Source organism: Veillonella sp. ACP1, assembly GCF_000286635.1.
In the GTDB taxonomy this organism is placed as follows: domain Bacteria; phylum Bacillota; class Negativicutes; order Veillonellales; family Veillonellaceae; genus Veillonella; species Veillonella atypica.
Map to the genome: position 1 here is coordinate 83,182 of NZ_ALKL01000010.1, position 19,224 is coordinate 102,405.

Consider the following 19,224-nt stretch of genomic DNA (forward strand, 5'->3'; position numbering starts at 1 on the left):
AGGGTGGATGATGTTGTGAAACACGAACGATGGGCTATTGGTCTTGTCAGCTTTGTATTGGGATTCATGGTCATTACTCAGTACAAGATGACACAAGATAATATTCAAGAGAATATACGGCTACAACGAACTGGTGATTTGGTGGCTCAGTTAAAAGATGCAGAACATGAAAAGGATGCTTTACTAAAGCAAATTGAGCAATTAAAAGCCAGTGGTTCTGGTTCTAGTGCAGATGAAACATTACTTCGCAAAGCCGCATTGACTAATGTCAAAGGACCTGGGGTGACCGTTCTAATAGAGGATAGTACTAAACCAATTCAAGGGGGCGAAAATCCTAACCTATATGTAATTCATGATGAAGATATTTTACGTATCGTCAATGAATTACGAGCTGGTGGTGCTGAAGCATTGGCAATCAATGATCAACGTTTGATTGGTACATCTGAAATCCGTTGTTCAGGTCCTACGATTACCGTGAATGGTAAGGTGTATGGCGCTCCATTTACAGTTAAGGCCATAGGGGATCCTAAAACATTGAATTCAGCCCTCACTATGCGTGGAGGTATTGTAGACTCTTTAAAACATTGGGGCATTAAGGTGACCATAAAAGAGGAGCCATCCATTGCCATTCCGGCATTTACCGGTTCTTATAGAGAAGAGCATTTACAATCAAATGAGTTAGGAGGTAAAGAATGAATATTTATATCTTTGCTATCATTGGACTCATAGTAGGTGTTGTGGTAGGATGGTTTACACCATTACATATTCCAGCAAGCTATGCTAATTATACTTCTGTAGCTGTGCTAGCTGCATTAGATGCGGTATTTGGTGGCAGTCGTGCCGCATTAGAGAGACTATTTGATTTAAGTAATTTTATCAGTGGATTCTTCTCAAATGTAATACTTGCTGTTGTATTAGTATATATTGGCGATTTAATTGGGATTAATTTATACTACGTTGCCTTGATTGGTTTTGGGTTACGAGTTTTTATTAATTTAGCTGCTATTCGAAAGAACATTATGACTAAACGTTTCTAATTATCAAGATTCGATTATAGTTGTAGTGGAAAGTTTTTAAATTTTAGTGTAAAATAAATGTAATTGTTATAATTAACTCAGTATATAAATAGATGTATTCGTATTTATATTGACAGAAATAGATAACGATAAGAGGAGGAAGTTCGATGTCTGATTTTGCAAATATTAAAGTTATCGGTGTCGGTGGTGGCGGTAATAACGCTGTTAACCGCATGGTTGAAAGTGAACTAAATGGGGTTCAATTCTTATCCGTTAACACTGAAAGCCAAGTACTTGAATTGTCCAAGGCTGATGTAACTATTCAAATCGGTGAAAAAGTTACTAAAGGTCTTGGTGCTGGTGCTAATCCACAAATCGGTGAAGCAGCTGCTCAAGAAAGTCGCGAAGATATCATTAAAGCTCTTGAAGGTGCTGATATGGTATTCGTAACTGCTGGTATGGGTGGTGGTACAGGTACTGGTGCTGCTCCTGTAGTTGCTGAATGCGCTAAAGAAGTAGGCGCATTGACTGTAGGCGTTGTAACAAAACCTTTTGCATTTGAAGGTAAACGTCGTCGTGCTGCAGCAGAAAAAGGCATTGAATTCTTGACTCAAAAAGTTGATACAATTATCGTTATTCCTAATGACAAATTGTTACAAGTTGTAGATAAAAAATGCTCCTTGTCTGATGCATTTGGTAAAGCTGATGATGTTCTTCGCCAAGGTATCAAAGGCATTTCCGATTTGATCCAAATTCCTGGTTTAATCAACCTTGACTTTGCAGACGTTAAGACTATCATGACTGAACAAGGCGAAGCTTTGATGGGTATTGGTTTAGCTACTGGTGAAAACCGCGCTGCAGACGCTGCTAAGATGGCTATCAACAGCCCATTGTTGGAAACTTCCATCGATGGTGCTAAAGGCATCTTGCTTAATATTTCCGGTAGTGCAAACTTGAGCTTGTTCGAAATTAACGAAGCAGCTGAAATTATTTCTGATGCAGCAGATCCTGATGCAAATATCATCTTCGGTTCTGTTATTGATGAAAGCTTAGGCGATAGCGTTCAAGTTACAGTTGTTGCAACTGGTTTTAACTCCAGTACTAAGAATGTTCCAGAATTCGGTAAAACAACAACTGCTGCACGTCCAGCAACAAACACATCTGCTCCTACAAGCAGCATCCCTGATATCCCTGTATTCATGAAACGCTAATATTTAATATATATACTTATACAATATTAGAATAAAAGTAACTTATTAAGACACATATCTATGTGTGTATAGGAGGTACAAATGAAAAAATTAGTATTATTATCTTTAGCTGCAACAGTGATTACTGGCAGTGCATTCGCTGCATCCGTGCCTGTAACTAAAATCAGTGATAATTCCACAAAAATTCAAGCTGATTATGCGTTCAATCAACGCGTATCTAATAGCGGTGGCACTAACAATGATGGCTTTGGTGTATCTTTAGAACATGATTTAAGCAATAAATCTGCTCTTCAATACTCTTATAACAAAGTAAATGCTAAAAATGGCGATATTAAAGATCACCAATTGGCTTATGTTTACAAAGTACATCCTAATGTAAATATTTACGGTGCTGGTACAGCTATCCGTACACATGACACTGAGTTAGGTGTTCAAGCTGGTGTAATTGGTCACGTGCCTTTGACTGACAAAGTGAATGGCTTTGCTAAAGCTGGTTGGGGCAACGATATTAAACAATCCTATCAAGTAGGTGCTCAATATGAAGTTAAACCTAACATTGATTTGAATGTTTATTATGGTTATGACAAATATAGCGTAAACGATAATGACAAGACTTCCAAAGGCTTACATGCTGGTGTAGGTTATACATTCTAATCGTCATATATGCAATTGAAACCACTCATCTTTGATGGGTGGTTTTTTGTATTCACTCATGTATACAATATTTTTCATGAATACTCATTGTATAAATGCTTAACTTTAGGTATGATATTGTTGTAATAGTTCTTTTTAGTTAGGATGGTGTATGCGATGACAAGTGTAGCAGCGAAACACGCAAGAGGAAAAAAATTAAAAGATGTAATCTTTGTAACTGCAGGACAGGCGGCAGAAGATACAAAATTAAATGGTCGTGAAAATGTAGTAAATGGTACTTTGGGTGCTATTTATGATGAAGAAGGTAATTTAGTATTCTTAAAAACTGTAAAAGAAGAATATTTAAATTTATCTGACACCGAACATATTGGATATGCCCCTATTGCAGGGATTCCACAATATTTGGAATGTGCTGAAAAAGAATGCTTTGGTGACTCTCGTCCTGATGGCTTTATTCGTAGCATCGCAACCACTGGTGGTACAGGTGGTATTCATCATTTGGTACATAACTATACTGAACCTGGAGATGAAGTATTAACTGCAGATTGGTACTGGGGTGCATATCGTATTATTTGTAGTGATAATGGACGTACACTTGTTACATACTCTTTATTTGATGAACATAATAACTTTAATCATGATGCATTCCAACATCGTGTTAAGGAATTAGCTGCTAAACAAACAAATGTTGTTATCTTATTTAATACACCAGGTAATAATCCTACAGGATATTCTGTAGAGGATAAGGACTGGGATTCTATTCTTAGTTTCTTGAAAGAATTAGTTGCTATTGGTCGCAATAACGTCATCATTGGTATCGATGTGGCTTATTTGGATTATTCTGGTGAAAAAGAAGAAGTCCGCGCATTCTTTAAAAAGATGGGGCACTTACCAAAGGAAATCCTAGTTTGTGTATGTTATAGCTTATCTAAGGGCTTTACAATGTATGGTCAACGTGTTGGCGCTATGATTGGTATTTCTTCTGATGAAGAAATCGCCGATGAATTCTTAGAAGTGAATAAATCGACTAGTCGTGCAACCTGGTCTAATATTTGTCGTCCAGCAATGCGCGCTATGGCGAATATCGTTTCTGACCCTGATAAATTTAAGGCTTATGAGGACGAACGTAATTGTTACTATCAATTGATTCGCGATCGTGCAGATATCTTTAAACAAGAGGCAGCACAAGTGGGCTTACCTATGTTGCCATATCGAGGTGGTTTCTTTATTACTATACCAACTGATTCTGGTACCGCTATTTGTGAAGAACTAAAAAAAGAACATATTTATTGCATTGCGTTAGGCAATGGTATTCGTATCGCTGCATGTGGTATTCCTAAATTCCAAATGAAGGGATTAGCTGGAAAAATCTATGATGCAATGAAACGATTAGGCAAATTATAAAGAAATGAATTTAAAAAGGCACTTCAAATTGAAGTGCCTTTTAGTGTTAGTGAATGTCCTTACGTTCTTTAATTTCTTTATCTGCCTCTAACGCTAAGTTTTCAAGCGCTTTTTTAGGTGCTGTTCGTTCACCTGTTTTAGGATCAACAAATTCAACGCGATCTAAGGTGTCTGTGATTTGTCCTTTAATAAAGCCTAAATAGATGTTATATAGTTCTTTCTTTTCGGCTAATTCTTCAGGTGTTAGTTCTTGACCTGATTTTTTCTTAGCTGCTAGTTCATTTATACGTTTTAATGTATCGTTAATATTGGTCATAATTGCCTCCTGTATTCTATATTAGAATAACATAATTTATTATAACATAGAACTTAATGAATACGTATGGTAAGATATAAATTGTACGAGTTCGTACTTTCACAGGTGAGAAAGGAGTTTATCGTGCGTGTTACGAAAGCAATTAAAGCAGAACAATTAGCATTATTAGAAGAGCATTATTTTGATGCTAAACCTGCTCTTGAATACACAAATGAATTTGAATTATTAGTCGCTGTTGTGTTATCTGCACAGTGCACAGATGAGAGGGTTAACATTGTTACAAAACGATTGTTCCCTGCATTAAATCATCCGGCTAAGATGCTAGAGGTTGGTGTTACAAAACTAGAAGCTCTTATCAAGGATTGTGGTTTGTATAAATCGAAGGCGAAGAATTTGATTGCCACTTGTCATATATTGGTAGAACAATATCATGGAGAAGTGCCACGTGAATTTGATCAGCTCGTTGAATTACCCGGTGTAGGTCGAAAAACGGCAAACGTTGTGGTATCCGTATTATTTGGAACACCAGCTATTGCGGTGGATACACATGTGTTCCGTGTAGCAAACCGATTGAAATTAGGTATTGCAAAGACGCCAGAAGAAATGGAACAAAAATTGCAAAAGGCTATACCAAAAGAGAAGTGGTCTGCAGCTCATCATTGGCTGATTTATCATGGACGACGTGTTTGTAAAGCTCGTAAGCCTCTATGTGAAACTTGTTTTTTACATCATCTTTGTCCGTCAGCAGGAAAGGTTTAATATGAAAAAGAATAATGAAGAACTAATTGCCCTTTGTGCTCAATATGGCATAGAAGGTATTGATATCGTCAACGAATTAATGCGTTTTAAAGTATTAGATCAATTGCTTTCTAGCAATGCGAATTCTCGTGAATGGGGTGTTACACCAGAGGACTTATATGGATTAGCTGAGAAATCTACGGTGGAATCCTTTGGACCTATTCCATATGATGTAAATACATTTCGTGCATTGTACGGCCCTTCATTTACGGTAGAACTCTTTGATTTTATTAGTGATACTGGAATTCTAGATGGTCTTGACGTAGGAACTATATGGGAAACGCCTGTTCGTGAAAGTATAGAAAGTCATAGTAAAACAGGAGAGCTCGTCTTATATGCGTATGTAGAAGAATACGCTGGCATGATAGATGAAATTTTACAATCTTATGAGGATAAAAAGGTTGTCCTCTATACAGCATCTCCTGTATGCTATAGCATTATCTCTCGATTGTATCCAATGGCTCAGATTATTAATCAATGGCCTCATCGTAGCTATTTTGACCATATCTTTACAGGTACGGTTGGTATGTTCCAATCCTCTGAAGATATTGTAGAAGAGGTAGCTAATGGTTTGCATAATTTGGTTCCAGAAGGGACTGCTCAATTGTTCTTACCAGCAACGATGGCACAAAATCAATTGGGATTGAATAATATGGCATTACAATTCTTTTTGAACCAAAAACGTGTTGAATCTATTCGTGAATGGACTCCCCTTGGGGCTTATGAAATCATTTATGGTAAATATGATGTTAAAAAGATGCGTGTAGGCCTTCGTGAACGAGTTGGTGATGACTGGAAAGCTATTAATTATATTCCATTGCCTCATGGCGTCTTTGCTCAATTACCGGTATTTACTGTATTAAACTACGGTTTGTCTTTACGCTCTATTTTATTGCCTGGCGGTCAAACTGATGTAGCTTTAGGTCAGGATGGCATTTATTGTATAGATAGTCGTGTTTCAGAACTAGGACGTGCGGCACTTCGTGAAAATGGAGCGTATTACTTAGCTTTTACCCGCTATAGTGACCATGTAGAGGTGTCTATGGGTACAGAAGCACCTAGTACGGGTGTATATTGGATGTTCCCTGATGTAGAATTGGCATATATGTGGTATACATATTTTTCTAGCACAATTGGGCAAACCTTAATGCAAGAGATTTCTATGCTCGTTCAAACAGAAGAATCCTTCGGCTATATGCTTAGCAGTGTACGTCGCCGTGTACTCGATGTAAATGATGAATCGCTACTAGTTAATGCGGCCAAAAATATTGATGAAGCGTATAAAGAGACTATCAAATCTGCACGAGCATCATGGCAAGAAAATATGAATTCTTTGGGTGCTGACGTAATGCCTCCGACGACATCCATCGATATTGAAGACTACAGTGACTATAAAAAATAATTGTCAATATAGGTAATTTGGTTTACAATATATCGTATCGATTTAGAACTACATAATTTGACACATAGTGTACACTGTAATTAGGTGAGGAGGGAGGTAACAATGGCTGTTATTAATTTCGAAATTTTCAAAGTTATCGGCACATTATCAGAAGATAAAGATGGCTGGAAAAAACAACTTACATGCACAAGCTGGGGGAAATATAATCCTAAATTTGATCTTCGTGCTTGGGATAGCGAATATACAAGTATGAAAAAAGGGATTACTCTTTCCTTGGAAGAATTGATTGCATTACGCGATCTTTTGAATGAAAGTGATTTAGAAACTATCTTAGCGGAAGCAATTGAAGAAAAACAGGCTTCTAAAGAGTAGTTTCTTGATTTGTACGCATTATCGTGCTATAATCTATAAGAATAATATTGATTGCTGGAAAGAGGTGTATAGAATGAAACAAGGTATTCATCCAGACTATAAAGAAGCTACAGTTACTTGCGGTTGTGGTAACACATTCAAAACTGGCTCTGTAAAAGAAGACCTTCGTGTAGACGTTTGCTCCAAATGCCATCCGTTCTTCACTGGTCAACAACGTGCGGCTCAAGCTCGTGGTCGTATCGAACAATTTAACAAACGTTACGGTAAATAATAGTTTATGTAGCGAAACAACTATTGGCAGGGCTTTGGGCTCTGCCTCTATTTGTTTATGAAAGGAAATCCTTTGGCAAAAGAACGTATTAAGAAGTTCGTTGGTGGACAAGCTGTCATTGAAGGCGTCATGATGCGTGGCCCAGGATATACGGCGACAGCTGTACGTGAGCCTTCCGGTTCTATCGTGGTGCAAAAGGAAGCCACCACGTCCATTCAAGAGCGATATCCTATATTAAAGAAACCTTTTTTACGAGGCTGTGTTGCCTTATATGAATCTCTTGTTATCGGTATGAAGGCCTTGTCCTTCTCTGCGAAAGCGGCTGGTGATGAAGAGGAAGAAATGTCGAATAGTGAAATTGCCATTACCATGGTATTTTCCACACTATTTGCAATCGCTTTATTTGTAGCCCTTCCTACATTTGTAGTTAAATTTATTCCTGGTATTCAAGATAATCACTTTATTTTGAACCTTGTTGAAGGTGCTATTCGATTGGCTTTGTTTTTGCTATATATATGGGGTATTGGTCAAACCAAGGATATACAACGTGTATTCCAATACCATGGAGCAGAGCATAAAACCATTCATGCTTATGAAAATGATCTACCTTTGACCGTAGAAAATGTGCGTGCTCAATCTCGTTTACATCCGAGATGCGGGACTAATTTTCTACTCATTGTAATGGTAGTTAGTATATTTGTATTTGCCTTTTTAGGTTGGCCTAACTTGCTAGAGCGCATTGTGTCACGTGTTTTACTGATGCCCGTCGTAGCAGGTATTGCCTATGAATTTATTCGTTTTGCAGGACGTAGTGAAAGCTCCTTTGTAAAATCTCTCGTTAAACCGGGCTTGGCGTTGCAATATATGACGACCCGTGAACCAGAAGCAGATCAAATCGAAGTGGCTATTCGTGCTCTAGAAGAGGTACGTCCTCCAGAAGAAGATGCTTATGAAGATGAAACATATTAAGATTGAGGTTATATATGTTAGTAGATAAATTACAAGTTATTGAAGATAAATTTATGGATCTAGAGCAACGCATCAGTGACCCTGAAGTCATTGCGCGTCAAGATGAATGGCGTAAACTAACACGTCAACATGCCCAATTATCTGAAACTGTAGAAGCTTTTAGAGAATATAAAAAGGTGTTAGCTGGTATTGATGAAGCCATGGAAGTCATTGAAGACAAATCGATGGATGAAGAATTCCGTGAAATGGCTCAAGAAGAATTGAAAGAATTAAAACCTCAAAAAGAGGAATTAGAAGAAAAATTACAAATTCTTTTATTACCAAAAGACCCTAACGATGATAAAAATATTATCATCGAAATTCGCGGTGGCGCTGGTGGTGATGAAGCGGCATTGTTCGCAGGCGACTTATTCCGTATGTATACAAAATATGCTGAAAGCCAAGGGTGGCGTTGTGAAATTATCGATGCTAATGAACCTGAACTAGGCGGTTTTAAAGAGGTTGTATTCTCTGTAGATGGTGAGAATGTATATTCCAAGATGAAATTTGAATCTGGTGTACATCGTGTACAACGGGTTCCAGCTACAGAAACACAAGGCCGTGTACATACATCTACGGTTACTGTGGCAGTACTTCCTGAAATGGAAGATGTTGATATTGAAATCAATGATAAGGATTTGAAAATCGATACATATCGCGCCAGTGGTGCCGGTGGTCAGCATATTAATAAAACGGAATCTGCTGTCCGTATTACCCACTTACCAACAGGTATTGTCGTAGCTTGTCAGGATCAACGTTCTCAGCTACAAAACAGAGAAAAAGCGATGCGCGTATTGCGTGCAAAATTGCAAGATAAAGCCGAACAAGAGGCTACAGCTAGCATGGCCGCAGACCGCAAGAGCCAAGTTGGTACCGGTGATCGTAGTGAACGTATTCGTACCTATAACTATCCACAAGGTCGTGTAACAGATCATCGTATCAATTTAACATTGTATAAATTGGATGCCATTTTAAATGGTGATCTCGATGAAATTATTCAAGCCTTAAATGCCGCTGATCAAGCAGCTAAAATGCAGGAGGCTAATACAAATGTATAAGGAGATTTGGACGATTGGTCGTATTCTCCAGTGGACAGAGCAGTACTTTCAAAGCAAGGGGATGGATACACCTCGTCTTGATGGGGAAGTACTGCTTTCTCACGTTTTAGGGAAGAATCGTATATATCTATATACGAATTATGATCAACCATTAGAGCAAGAAGAGCTGGATAGATTTAGACCGCTTGTCATTGAACGGGCTAAAGGACATTCTGTAGCATCTTTAACGGGAACAAAAGACTTTATGGGATTGACATTTGCTGTAAATGATAAGGTCCTCATTCCTCGTCCCGATACAGAAACATTAGTTGAATATGTGTTACATACGTATCATCAACAAGATTCTATTCGAATTCTTGATATGTGTACGGGCCCTGGTACTATTTTACTAAGCCTCTTGCATTATCTGCCTACAGCAACGGGGATGGGCCTTGATATTTCTCGTGATGCACTTGAAATAGCCACAAAGAATCAAGAAGCATTTAAGCTAGAGAATCGTAGCGAATTTCACGAATCGGATATGTTTTCTTATTTAGAAGATCATAATGAGTTGTTTGATGTGATTGTATCTAATCCGCCGTATATTCGATTAGAGGATAAGAAAATCCTGTCTCCTGATGTACTTAATGAGCCTCATATTGCATTATTTGGTGGTGAAGATGGCCTTGATTTTTATCGTCAGTTAGCTATGGAGTGCGTAAAATATCTTAAACCGTATGGACTTGTGGCCTTTGAGGTAGGATATGATCAGGCTGAAGATGTAAAATCTTTACTGGAGTCTGTTGGCTCCTATGTAGATATATCTTTTGCAGCAGATTTAGCGGGCATTAATCGAGTTGTGACGGCTCGCGTGAAGGGGTGAGAATGTGGAGACTAAAATCATTACCGAACTTACAAGAGATAATCTTCAATTAGTTGCACATGCGTTGCGTCATGGTGATGTTGTAGCAATTCCTACGGAAACCGTATATGGCCTTGGTGCTAATGGCCTCGATGCAGATGCAATGGATAAAATCTATGCTGCTAAAGGTCGTCCTTCAGATAATCCATTGATATTACATGTACCCAATGCGGAAAGCATTAAACCGCTTGTGAAAGAAATACCTGAAACAGCAAAGGCCTTGATTGAGGCTTTTTGGCCGGGTCCTTTAACAATTACATTGCCTAAATCCGATCTCGTGCCTGACCGTGCAACTGGTGGGTTAGCTCGCGTGGCATTACGATGTCCAGATCATGCTGTATGCCGTAACATATTAGAATTGGCCGGTGTGCCAATCGCAGCGCCTAGTGCTAATATTTCAGGCCGTCCAAGCCCGACTACGGCACAATCCGTTTATGATGATATGAATGGACGTATCCCATATATTGTGGATGCTGGAATCTGTACAATTGGTGTGGAATCAACGGTTGTAGAGGTGAGAGATGATGGAGTGACCATCTTACGGCCCGGTGGAATTACAAAAGAAATGTTAGAACAAGTTGTAGATAATGTGTCTTATGATCCGTTTTTGTCGTCTCAAAATGAAGCGCCAAAGGCTCCGGGTATGAAGTATAAGCATTATGCTCCCGATGCACCTATGCGTGCATTTATAGGTAATCCCAAGGATGTGGCAGAAGCTTTCAATAATGTAATTCATGAACAGGGCACTAATCGTGGTGCATTTTTGGTTAGTCAAGAAACATATGATTTGTTAAAAGATAGTGTACACGGTGAATTTCATGTATATGGACATAGTGGTGATGCGGTTGCCTTAGCTCACGATTTTTATAAGACATTACATCATTTTAATGAATGTGATGTAGACTATATTTTAGCAGAAGGTGTTGAGAATACAGGCCTCGGCGTAGCGGTTATGAATCGCATGGAAAAGGCGTGTGCTGGTCATATTATCTATTTATAAGCAATTAGGTAATATTTATTATGTCCATTCATAATAGAAAAATGTCTTTACATATTGGATGTATTTGCTATAATGTATAAATAGCCACAGAAATTGTGGCGGTAAGGATGTCATTATGAATATTTTGTATGTATGTACTGGTAATACCTGTCGTAGCCCAATGGCAGAAGGTATTACGCGAACCTTGGCAACAGAGCTTGGTCTAGATGTGAATGTAGTTTCTGCTGGATTATTTGCTGCTTATGGTGCCAAGCCTACAGAAGAAGCTGTGATTGCGATTCAATCTATTGCCGATATTTCTGGCCATGAATCAAGACCTCTTACAATGGAGCTTGTCAATTCAGCGGATTTGATTATTGGTATGACACAAGATCATAAATCTGTGTTACTTCGTCAATTTCCTTTTGAAGTAGCTAAAATTAAAACCCTTGCTGAATGGGGGCATGGTGCAGGAGATGTGGTAGATCCTTTCGGTTCAAATCAAGACGTGTATAATCAATGTGCTGAGCAAATTTATAATTTGGTGAAAGCTGGATTAGTAGCATCAAAAGAATAGGAGATAGAGCTATGAAAATTGCTATTGGTTGTGATCATGGTGGATTACATTTAAAACAAGAAATTAAGGAATTATTGTCTACATTAGGCCATGAAGTGGAAGATTTTGGTACACATAGTACAGAATCTTGTGATTATCCGGATATTGCTGAACCAGTGGCACATGCCGTTGTAGATGGTGCAGCAGATCGAGGCATCTTAATCTGTGGTACAGGCATTGGGATTGGTATTGCAGCCAACAAAATTGCAGGTGTACGTGCAGCGCTTTGTCATGATACATTTTCCGCACATGCAAGTCGCGAACATAATAACGCCAATATTCTTACGATGGGGGAACGCGTTATTGGACCGGGCCTTGCAAAGGATATTGTTACGATTTGGCTTAACACAGAATTTGAAGGCGGACGTCACGCGCGTCGTGTAGAAAAAATTTCTGCTCTTGAAAAATAATACATCTTTATTCAATTAGTTATCACATTATATTTACATATGTTTCAAGGAGGATTCCCATGAGTTTCTTAGCAAAACAAGACCCTAATGTTAAAGCAGTTATCGATCAAGAATTAATGCGTCAACGCGATAAATTAGAAATGATCGCTTCTGAAAATATCGTATCCCAAGCCGTTATGGAAGCTCAAGGTAGTGTATTGACTAACAAATACGCTGAAGGCTACCCTGGCAAACGTTATTATGGTGGTTGCGAACATGTGGACGTAGTAGAAACATTGGCTATTGAACGCGCTAAACGTTTATTTGGTGCAGAACATGCAAATGTACAACCACATTCTGGGTCTCAAGCTAACTTTGCTGTATATTTTGCTATGTTAAAACCTGGTGACACTATTGTTGGTATGAACTTGTCCCATGGTGGTCACTTAACACATGGTTCTCCTGTAAACGTATCTGGCACATATTTCAATGTTGTTCCTTACGGTGTTAATGCAGAAACTCAACAAATCGACTATGATGAATTCCGCAAAATCGTGTTAGAAGCAAAACCTAAATTGATTATTGCTGGGGGCAGTGCTTACAGCCGTCAAATCGACTTCAAGAAAATGGCTGATGTAGCTCATGAAGTAGGCGCGATTTTTATGGTAGATATGGCTCACTTTGCGGGCCTTGTAGCTGCTGGTTTACATCCAAATCCAGTAGAATATGCAGATATCGTTACAACTACAACACATAAAACATTGCGTGGCCCTCGTGGCGGTATGATTTTGTGCAAAGAAGAATATGCAAAAGCTATTGATAAAGCTGTATTCCCTGGTATCCAAGGTGGTCCTTTGATGCATGTTATTGCTGCAAAAGCTGTTGCATTAGGTGAAGCATTACAACCAGAATTTAAAGTATACGCTGAACAAGTTATTAAAAATGCAAAAGTATTGGCTGCTGAATTGATAGCTAAAGGTTTGACTATCGTTTCTGGTGGTACAGATACACATGTTATGCTTGTCGATGTGCGCAATACAGGTTTGACTGGTAAAGAAGCAGAACATCTTCTCGATGAAATCGGTATCACAGCTAATAAAAATACAATTCCATTCGATCCAGCTAGCCCATTTGTAACTAGTGGTGTTCGTTTAGGTACACCTGCATTGACTACACGTGGTCTTAAAGAAGACGATATGAAAGAAATTGCAGATATCATTGCTACAGTACTTCAAAACCCAGAAGATACAGCAAAACATCAAGATGCTGCAAAACGCGTAGCTGCATTATGTGAAAAATATCCTTTATATCCTAACTTATAATTTATAGGTATTGGTATAGTAAGAACCCAAAAGGGTGAGTAAGAGTTTTTTTGCTCACCCTTTTTATGTTGTAGTGGTCATATTTATATGGCAGGATTTGTAAATATGTGATAGAGTATGTATGAATAGTAAAAGGCCGAAATAATGATTTCGGATTCGGATTGTTTTTATAGGGGGCATAATCATGAACGTTAATGTTATGACACATCCATTGATTCATCATAAGGTTACATTGATGCGTGATGTACAAACAGGTTCAAAAGATTTCCGCGAATTATTAGATGAAATTACATTGTTGATGGGCTATGAAATTACACGTAATTTGCCATTAGAAGATGTAGAAGTGCAAACACCATTGACTAAGATGACAGGTAAACGCATTGCCGGCAAAAAATTAGGCATTATTCCGATTCTTCGTGCTGGTCTTGGCATGGTAAATGGCATGCTTAGCTTGATTCCAACAGCTAAGGTTGGTCATGTCGGTTTATATCGTGATCCAGAAACATTAAAACCAGTAGAATATTATTGCAAATTACCTAGTGATGTAGGCGAACGCGATTTCATCGTTACCGATCCAATGTTAGCTACTGGTGGTAGTGCATCTGCAGCGATTACGTTATTGAAAGAGAAAGGTGCAAAGAGTATTAAATTGATGTGCCTTGTAGCAGCACCTGAAGGTGTAGAAGTTGTTAATAAGGAACATCCTGATGTACCTATTTATGTAGCCGCTCTTGATGAAACATTGAATGAACATGGCTATATCTTGCCTGGTTTAGGTGATGCAGGGGACCGTATTTTCGGTACTAAATAGATAATTTTGGGGAGTTATGTAATTATGAAATATTTTTTTGGGTATATATTTTCGGTTTTTATTTCTATGGCTTATATCGTTTGTGTATTTCCACCAGGAGATAGACCTTTAGCTTTGTCTATCATATTGGGGATAATTGCTATGATTCCAGCTATTATTGCAAATAATAAAGGGCGTTCTTTTGGGGGATGGCTTATTTATGGTAATTTTTTATGGATTATAGCATTAATTCATTCAATTGCGCTTACTGATAATGATAATGCTATGAAGAAAAATAATGATTTAAAAAAATGCCCATTTTGTGGCGAGTTTATTCGGCAAGAAGCTATAAAGTGTAGATATTGTCAATCTGATATACCCGTGTGTGAGCCAATAAATAATAATGTAGCAACTGAAGGTACAAAAGTTTTGACTCCGATGGACTTGAAACCATTTGAAGAATATTCTAATAAGTAAAAAAATAGCCATTTGTAAAAAACGCCCAATTAGGGCGTTTTTTACTTGAATAAAATGCATATAGGGTATAAAATAAATATGAGGAAGTATTTTTTTATTTTAGGTGGGACGAATTTTGTTCACATGGGACGAAAAACGATTCATATAATCCCAACGGGTAAAGGAGGGACCCGATGAACGAGTTTCTAATGATATGTGAACGTATTGTTCCTGAAATAGTTAGCGTATTGAAGGAGCGATACAAAATATTAAACCACCTTGTTTATGAAGAGCCTATAGGCCGTAGAACATTGGCTACTGCGACGGAGCTTCCAGAGCGAACCGTACGAAGTCATATTGAGTTAATGCGTGCTAATGGTCTTGTAGACATTTATAAACCAGGGATTTTTCTCACTGACGAGGGACATACAATTGTTCCGAAGTTACGAAATTTTTTAAATGAACTAGATCGTATAAACGAACTAGAACATCGATTGACAGAAGCACTTCATATTGATAGGGTTATCATCACTCCTACAGAAGGTACATTGATGGTTAAAAAGCTTGGCTTTGCAGCGGCCAAATTGTTACAGGAATTATTAGAACCTAACTCAGTTGTCGCTATTAGCGGTGGCAGTACAATGGCTGCAGTAGCTGAGGAGATGCCTGCATTACCTTTTAATCCTATTGTTGTACCTGCTCGTGGTGGCGTGGGTGAGGTTGTAGAATATCAAGCTAATGTAATTGCTTCAGTCCTTGCTGAACGACTTAGTGGTTCCTATAAAATGCTTCATTTACCTGATGGACTTTCACAAGACTCATTGCATATGCTTATGACTTGTGAACCTCAAATAAAGGAGATTGGAGATCTTATTAGTAGGACTGACGTATTATTGTTTGGTATAGGTACAGCTATGAGAATGGCGGATCAACGTCATATATCTGATGATGTGCGTAAGCAGTTAGTAGATAATCATGCTGTTGGAGAAGCTCTTGGTCAATATTGCGATATAGACGGTAAGTTGATTTATTCCACTAATAATATTGGGTTATCACTTCCCGATGTTGCAAAAATTCCAAATGTAATTGCTGTGGCTGGCGGACAAGAAAAATCAAGTGCTATTATTGGTGTTATGAGAGCTTGTCACAAAGGAATATTAATCATTGATGAGCAAGCCGCAGAAGGTATGCGCCAATTACTAAATATTCCTGCGTTATAATTTAGTTTATTATTTTTAGTATTATATAGTTCTTTTGAGGAGGACAAAACAATGGCAGTTAAAGTTGGTATTAATGGTTTCGGTCGTATTGGTAAATGTGTAGTACGTGCGGCAATTAATAATCCAGATGTTGAAGTAGTAGCTATTAATGCGACTGGTGATAATGAGGGTACTGCATTATTGTTAAAATACGATTCCGTACATGGCACAATCCCTAATGAAGTAACATTTGACGATGAAAATATTTATGTAGATGGCAAAAAAATCCGCGTATTCCATGACCGTGATGCTTCTAAATTGCCTTGGTCTGAAGAAGGCGTAGAAATCGTTATGGAATGTACTGGTAAATACCGCGATGCAGAAGAAGCAAAGGTTCATTTGAATCAACCTACTGTTAAGAAAGTATTGATTTCTGCACCTGGTAAAAATGAAGACTTAACAATGGTTATGGGCGTTAACCAAGATATGTACGATCCTGCAAAACATCACATTATCTCTAATGCATCTTGTACAACTAACTGCTTGGCTCCATTTGCTAAAGTATTATGCGATGAATTTGGTATCAAACGTGGTATGATGACTACAATTCATTCTTATACAAATGACCAAAAAATTCTTGATGCACGTCATAAAGACCCACGCCGTGCTCGTGCAGCAGCTATGTCTATCATTCCTACAACAACTGGTGCAGCAAAGGCTGTTGCTAAAGTATTGCCTCAATTAAAAGGTAAATTAGATGGTTTTGCATTGCGCGTTCCTACACCAGATGTATCCGCTACAGATCTTGTTTGCGAACTTGAAAAACCTGCTACAAAAGAAGAAATCAACGAAGCATTCCGCAAAGCAGCAGCTGGTGAATTAAAAGGTATTCTTGGTGTATCCGATGTGCCATTGGTATCCTGTGACTTTAGTTCTGATCCTCGTAGTTCCATTGTTGATGCTGATTTGACAATGGTTATGGATGGTAACATGGTGAAAGTTGTTTCTTGGTACGATAATGAATGGGGCTATTCTGAACGCCTTATCGATATGGCAGCTTTCGTAGCTAGTAAAGGTCTATAATGGGAGGAAATTCTAGGATGAAATTAACCATTTTAGATATGAATGTAGATAATAAACGCGTTTTTGTACGCGTGGATTTCAATGTGCCTATGAAGGATGGTGTTATCACTGATGACACTCGTATTCGTGGTGCACTAGATACAATCAAATATTTAATCGACCACAATGCTAAGGTAATTCTTGCATCTCACTTTGGTCGTCCAAAGGGTGAACGTAAACCGGATATGACATTGGCTCCTTGTGCTAAACGTTTATCTGAGCTTATCAACAAACCAGTTGCGTTTGTCGATGATTGTGTTGGTCCTAAGGTTGAGGCAGCTGTTGAAGCATTACAACCTGGCGATGTGTTGATGCTTGAAAACTTGCGTTACCATAACGAAGAAACTAAAAACGATCCTGAGTTTGCTAAACAATTAGCCTCTCTTGCTGATGTAGCTATCAATGATGCATTTGGTGTATCTCATCGTAATGCAGCATCTGTGGTTGGCATTGCTGATTACATCCCTATGGGTGCAGGTTTCTTGCTAAAAAAAGAAATTGATGCACTAAGTGCAGCTGTAGTACATCCAAAAACACCTATGGCTGCCATTATCGGTGGTGCTAAGGTAACAGATAAGATTTCTGTTATTTCCAATCTATTACCTAAGGTAGATGTTATGATTATCGGCGGCGGTATGGCGAATGCTTTCATTAAGGCTCAAGGCTGTAACATCGGTAGTTCCTTATATGAAGATGGTCAAGATGCTATCGCTACAGATTTAGTTATGGAGGCACGCGTTGCAGGTGCTAGATTATTGACACCTATCGATGCTGTAGTAGCAGATGCTTTCAGCAATGATGCGAACACAAAAATCGTGGATGTCGATAACATCGAAGATGGTTGGATGATTTTGGATATCGGTCCTAAAACACGTGACCTATATACAGAAGCATTAGCTAATATGAAAACTATTATTTGGAATGGCCCAATGGGCGTATTTGAAATGGATAATTTTGCAGCTGGTACGAATGCAGTAGCTAAAGCCGTTGCAGAATCTGATGCTATGACTATCGTTGGTGGTGGTGATTCTGTAGCTGCTATTGAAAAAAGCGGCTTAGCAGATAAAATCAGCCATATTTCGACTGGTGGCGGTGCATCCCTTGAATTATTGGAAGGTAAGGTTTTGCCAGGTATTGCTGCTTTAACAGAGGCCTAATATGAGAAAACAAATTATTGCAGGAAACTGGAAGATGAACGGAACCATTGCATCTGGTTCTATCTTGATTGAAGCATTTACTAGTTTTCTAGGTGATAAAAACTTGGACTGTGAAGTAGTAGTTTGTCCGCCCTTTACTGCGCTTGAGAGAGCTGTGTCCTTAACACGAGATACACAGGTTGGCGTAGGGGCTCAAAATATGGATTATCATGATGCCGGTGCATTTACTGGCGAAGTTTCTCCGTTGATGTTAACGGAACTCGGTGTGTCCTATGTCATTATTGGCCATTCCGAACGCCGTGAGTACTATGGTGAAACAGATGCTATGGTTAATGAAAAGATTAAGAGTGCATTTCATCATAATTTGCAACCTATTGTCTGTGTTGGTGAAAGCCTTGCTCAGAGAGAGGCAAATGAAACGATTTCTTTCATTCACGGACAATTACAATGTGCATTACAAGATATTCCAGCGGATCAAGTGGAACAATTGATTATCGCTTATGAACCAATTTGGGCTATTGGTACGGGCAAGACTGCGACTGCTGATCAAGCAGAGGAAGTATGTAAATCCATACGTGATTATATAGCGGAACTATATACCTCTGCTGTAGCTGAATCAGTTCGAATTCAATATGGTGGTAGTGTAAAGGCTAATAATGCGCGTGAAATTTTAAGTGAGCCTAATATTGATGGAGCCCTCGTTGGAGGCGCTTCGTTAATCGTGGATGAATTTAATGAAATCATAATGGCGGCTCAAGACGTAAGTAAATAACATACTAGAGG

At 38.5% G+C, this 19,224-nt stretch carries 23 protein-coding genes; 22 read left to right on the plus strand and 1 reads right to left on the minus strand.

Going from position 1 to position 19,224, the window contains the following annotated elements; all coding sequences use genetic code 11:
- The first annotated feature begins 15 nt into the window (after positions 1 to 15).
- The 5 genes from HMPREF1151_RS03515 to HMPREF1151_RS03535 all read left to right on the plus strand — a co-directional run bounded on the left by HMPREF1151_RS03515 (position 16) and on the right by HMPREF1151_RS03535 (position 4,285).
- The gene (locus HMPREF1151_RS03515; protein WP_009661052.1) at positions 16 to 696 is read left to right on the plus strand and encodes a DUF881 domain-containing protein; all 681 of its coding nucleotides are present in this window, start codon (positions 16 to 18) and stop codon (positions 694 to 696) included.
- Positions 693 to 1,037 (plus strand): small basic family protein, encoded by a 345-nt coding sequence (locus HMPREF1151_RS03520; RefSeq protein WP_005376145.1) that lies wholly within the window; start codon positions 693 to 695, stop codon positions 1,035 to 1,037. Before HMPREF1151_RS03515 ends, HMPREF1151_RS03520 begins: the two co-directional genes overlap by 4 nt.
- A gap of 146 nt (positions 1,038 to 1,183) precedes the next feature.
- Positions 1,184 to 2,227, plus strand: coding sequence for a cell division protein FtsZ (gene ftsZ, locus HMPREF1151_RS03525; RefSeq protein WP_005376299.1), 1,044 nt, complete (start codon positions 1,184 to 1,186; stop codon positions 2,225 to 2,227).
- Positions 2,228 to 2,308: 81 nt separating this feature from the next.
- A complete protein-coding gene (locus HMPREF1151_RS03530; RefSeq protein WP_005376108.1) occupies positions 2,309 to 2,881 on the plus strand; it encodes an outer membrane beta-barrel protein in 573 nt (190 codons plus the stop codon).
- A gap of 156 nt (positions 2,882 to 3,037) precedes the next feature.
- On the plus strand, positions 3,038 to 4,285 hold the full coding sequence (locus tag HMPREF1151_RS03535; protein ID WP_005376127.1) for an aminotransferase class I/II-fold pyridoxal phosphate-dependent enzyme: 1,248 nt from the start codon (positions 3,038 to 3,040) through the stop codon (positions 4,283 to 4,285).
- Positions 4,286 to 4,331: 46 nt separating this feature from the next.
- Here the strand turns inward: HMPREF1151_RS03535 and HMPREF1151_RS03540 are convergent, their stop codons facing one another.
- Complete coding sequence (locus tag HMPREF1151_RS03540) at positions 4,332 to 4,601, minus strand: DUF896 domain-containing protein (protein WP_005383607.1); 270 nt, start codon at positions 4,599 to 4,601, stop codon at positions 4,332 to 4,334.
- Positions 4,602 to 4,724: 123 nt separating this feature from the next.
- Between HMPREF1151_RS03540 and nth the strand changes: the two genes are divergently transcribed.
- The 17 genes from nth to tpiA all read left to right on the plus strand — a co-directional run bounded on the left by nth (position 4,725) and on the right by tpiA (position 19,213).
- On the plus strand, positions 4,725 to 5,360 hold the full coding sequence (gene nth, locus HMPREF1151_RS03545; protein WP_009661077.1) for an endonuclease III: 636 nt from the start codon (positions 4,725 to 4,727) through the stop codon (positions 5,358 to 5,360).
- 1 nt (position 5,361) lies between these two features.
- Positions 5,362 to 6,801 carry a hypothetical protein gene (locus HMPREF1151_RS03550; RefSeq protein WP_005379260.1) on the plus strand — a complete coding sequence of 480 codons (1,440 nt, stop codon included), beginning with the start codon at positions 5,362 to 5,364 and terminating at the stop codon, positions 6,799 to 6,801.
- Between the two features lie 102 nt (positions 6,802 to 6,903).
- Complete coding sequence (locus HMPREF1151_RS03555; RefSeq protein ID WP_005376370.1) at positions 6,904 to 7,173, plus strand: YdbC family protein; 270 nt, start codon at positions 6,904 to 6,906, stop codon at positions 7,171 to 7,173.
- Between the two features lie 73 nt (positions 7,174 to 7,246).
- Entirely contained in the window at positions 7,247 to 7,444 is a 198-nt protein-coding gene (gene rpmE / locus HMPREF1151_RS03560; RefSeq protein ID WP_004696185.1) for a 50S ribosomal protein L31, read from the plus strand.
- Positions 7,445 to 7,501: 57 nt separating this feature from the next.
- A complete protein-coding gene (locus HMPREF1151_RS03565) occupies positions 7,502 to 8,413 on the plus strand; it encodes a DUF1385 domain-containing protein (RefSeq protein WP_009661284.1) in 912 nt (303 codons plus the stop codon).
- A 14-nt stretch (positions 8,414 to 8,427) separates the two neighbouring features.
- On the plus strand, positions 8,428 to 9,510 hold the full coding sequence (gene prfA, locus HMPREF1151_RS03570) for a peptide chain release factor 1 (protein ID WP_009661037.1): 1,083 nt from the start codon (positions 8,428 to 8,430) through the stop codon (positions 9,508 to 9,510).
- Positions 9,503 to 10,372: a peptide chain release factor N(5)-glutamine methyltransferase gene (gene prmC / locus HMPREF1151_RS03575; protein WP_009661246.1), complete on the plus strand. Its 870-nt coding sequence runs from the start codon at positions 9,503 to 9,505 to the stop codon at positions 10,370 to 10,372. Before prfA ends, prmC begins: the two co-directional genes overlap by 8 nt.
- Positions 10,373 to 10,376: 4 nt before the next feature.
- Positions 10,377 to 11,411 (plus strand): L-threonylcarbamoyladenylate synthase, encoded by a 1,035-nt coding sequence (locus HMPREF1151_RS03580; protein ID WP_009661098.1) that lies wholly within the window; start codon positions 10,377 to 10,379, stop codon positions 11,409 to 11,411.
- A gap of 115 nt (positions 11,412 to 11,526) precedes the next feature.
- Positions 11,527 to 11,967: a low molecular weight protein arginine phosphatase gene (locus HMPREF1151_RS03585; RefSeq protein ID WP_009661038.1), complete on the plus strand. Its 441-nt coding sequence runs from the start codon at positions 11,527 to 11,529 to the stop codon at positions 11,965 to 11,967.
- 11 nt (positions 11,968 to 11,978) lie between these two features.
- Positions 11,979 to 12,416, plus strand: a complete 438-nt coding sequence (gene rpiB, locus HMPREF1151_RS03590) for a ribose 5-phosphate isomerase B (protein ID WP_005376273.1) — start codon at positions 11,979 to 11,981, stop codon at positions 12,414 to 12,416.
- 59 nt (positions 12,417 to 12,475) lie between these two features.
- Positions 12,476 to 13,717: a serine hydroxymethyltransferase gene (gene glyA, locus HMPREF1151_RS03595; RefSeq protein WP_005376165.1), complete on the plus strand. Its 1,242-nt coding sequence runs from the start codon at positions 12,476 to 12,478 to the stop codon at positions 13,715 to 13,717.
- 184 nt (positions 13,718 to 13,901) lie between these two features.
- Positions 13,902 to 14,528: a uracil phosphoribosyltransferase gene (gene upp / locus HMPREF1151_RS03600; protein ID WP_005376354.1), complete on the plus strand. Its 627-nt coding sequence runs from the start codon at positions 13,902 to 13,904 to the stop codon at positions 14,526 to 14,528.
- A 24-nt stretch (positions 14,529 to 14,552) separates the two neighbouring features.
- Positions 14,553 to 14,984 carry a hypothetical protein gene (locus HMPREF1151_RS09570; protein WP_009661110.1) on the plus strand — a complete coding sequence of 144 codons (432 nt, stop codon included), beginning with the start codon at positions 14,553 to 14,555 and terminating at the stop codon, positions 14,982 to 14,984.
- 173 nt (positions 14,985 to 15,157) lie between these two features.
- Positions 15,158 to 16,183 (plus strand): sugar-binding transcriptional regulator, encoded by a 1,026-nt coding sequence (locus HMPREF1151_RS03610; protein ID WP_009661054.1) that lies wholly within the window; start codon positions 15,158 to 15,160, stop codon positions 16,181 to 16,183.
- A 51-nt stretch (positions 16,184 to 16,234) separates the two neighbouring features.
- A complete protein-coding gene (gene gap / locus HMPREF1151_RS03615; RefSeq protein WP_005376357.1) occupies positions 16,235 to 17,245 on the plus strand; it encodes a type I glyceraldehyde-3-phosphate dehydrogenase in 1,011 nt (336 codons plus the stop codon).
- A gap of 17 nt (positions 17,246 to 17,262) precedes the next feature.
- Positions 17,263 to 18,441, plus strand: a complete 1,179-nt coding sequence (pgk, locus tag HMPREF1151_RS03620) for a phosphoglycerate kinase (RefSeq protein ID WP_009661227.1) — start codon at positions 17,263 to 17,265, stop codon at positions 18,439 to 18,441.
- A 1-nt stretch (position 18,442) separates the two neighbouring features.
- A complete protein-coding gene (tpiA, locus tag HMPREF1151_RS03625) occupies positions 18,443 to 19,213 on the plus strand; it encodes a triose-phosphate isomerase (RefSeq protein ID WP_005376063.1) in 771 nt (256 codons plus the stop codon).
- Positions 19,214 to 19,224 lie beyond the last annotated feature (11 nt).

Excerpts from the sequence above, each read along its gene's own strand:
- HMPREF1151_RS03520 (WP_005376145.1), top strand. The coding sequence starts at position 693 with ATGAATATTTATATCTTTGCTATCATTGGACTCATAGTAGGTGTTGTG.
- ftsZ (WP_005376299.1), top strand. The coding sequence starts at position 1,184 with ATGTCTGATTTTGCAAATATTAAAGTTATCGGTGTCGGTGGTGGCGGT.
- HMPREF1151_RS03530 (WP_005376108.1), top strand. The coding sequence starts at position 2,309 with ATGAAAAAATTAGTATTATTATCTTTAGCTGCAACAGTGATTACTGGC.
- HMPREF1151_RS03535 (WP_005376127.1), top strand. The coding sequence starts at position 3,038 with ATGACAAGTGTAGCAGCGAAACACGCAAGAGGAAAAAAATTAAAAGAT.
- HMPREF1151_RS03540 (WP_005383607.1), bottom strand. The coding sequence starts at position 4,601 with ATGACCAATATTAACGATACATTAAAACGTATAAATGAACTAGCAGCT.
- HMPREF1151_RS03550 (WP_005379260.1), top strand. The coding sequence starts at position 5,362 with ATGAAAAAGAATAATGAAGAACTAATTGCCCTTTGTGCTCAATATGGC.
- HMPREF1151_RS03555 (WP_005376370.1), top strand. The coding sequence starts at position 6,904 with ATGGCTGTTATTAATTTCGAAATTTTCAAAGTTATCGGCACATTATCA.
- rpmE (WP_004696185.1), top strand. The coding sequence starts at position 7,247 with ATGAAACAAGGTATTCATCCAGACTATAAAGAAGCTACAGTTACTTGC.
- HMPREF1151_RS03565 (WP_009661284.1), top strand. The coding sequence starts at position 7,502 with ATGAAAGGAAATCCTTTGGCAAAAGAACGTATTAAGAAGTTCGTTGGT.
- prfA (WP_009661037.1), top strand. The coding sequence starts at position 8,428 with ATGTTAGTAGATAAATTACAAGTTATTGAAGATAAATTTATGGATCTA.
- prmC (WP_009661246.1), top strand. The coding sequence starts at position 9,503 with ATGTATAAGGAGATTTGGACGATTGGTCGTATTCTCCAGTGGACAGAG.
- HMPREF1151_RS03585 (WP_009661038.1), top strand. The coding sequence starts at position 11,527 with ATGAATATTTTGTATGTATGTACTGGTAATACCTGTCGTAGCCCAATG.
- rpiB (WP_005376273.1), top strand. The coding sequence starts at position 11,979 with ATGAAAATTGCTATTGGTTGTGATCATGGTGGATTACATTTAAAACAA.
- glyA (WP_005376165.1), top strand. The coding sequence starts at position 12,476 with ATGAGTTTCTTAGCAAAACAAGACCCTAATGTTAAAGCAGTTATCGAT.
- upp (WP_005376354.1), top strand. The coding sequence starts at position 13,902 with ATGAACGTTAATGTTATGACACATCCATTGATTCATCATAAGGTTACA.
- HMPREF1151_RS09570 (WP_009661110.1), top strand. The coding sequence starts at position 14,553 with ATGAAATATTTTTTTGGGTATATATTTTCGGTTTTTATTTCTATGGCT.
- HMPREF1151_RS03610 (WP_009661054.1), top strand. The coding sequence starts at position 15,158 with ATGAACGAGTTTCTAATGATATGTGAACGTATTGTTCCTGAAATAGTT.
- gap (WP_005376357.1), top strand. The coding sequence starts at position 16,235 with ATGGCAGTTAAAGTTGGTATTAATGGTTTCGGTCGTATTGGTAAATGT.
- pgk (WP_009661227.1), top strand. The coding sequence starts at position 17,263 with ATGAAATTAACCATTTTAGATATGAATGTAGATAATAAACGCGTTTTT.
- tpiA (WP_005376063.1), top strand. The coding sequence starts at position 18,443 with ATGAGAAAACAAATTATTGCAGGAAACTGGAAGATGAACGGAACCATT.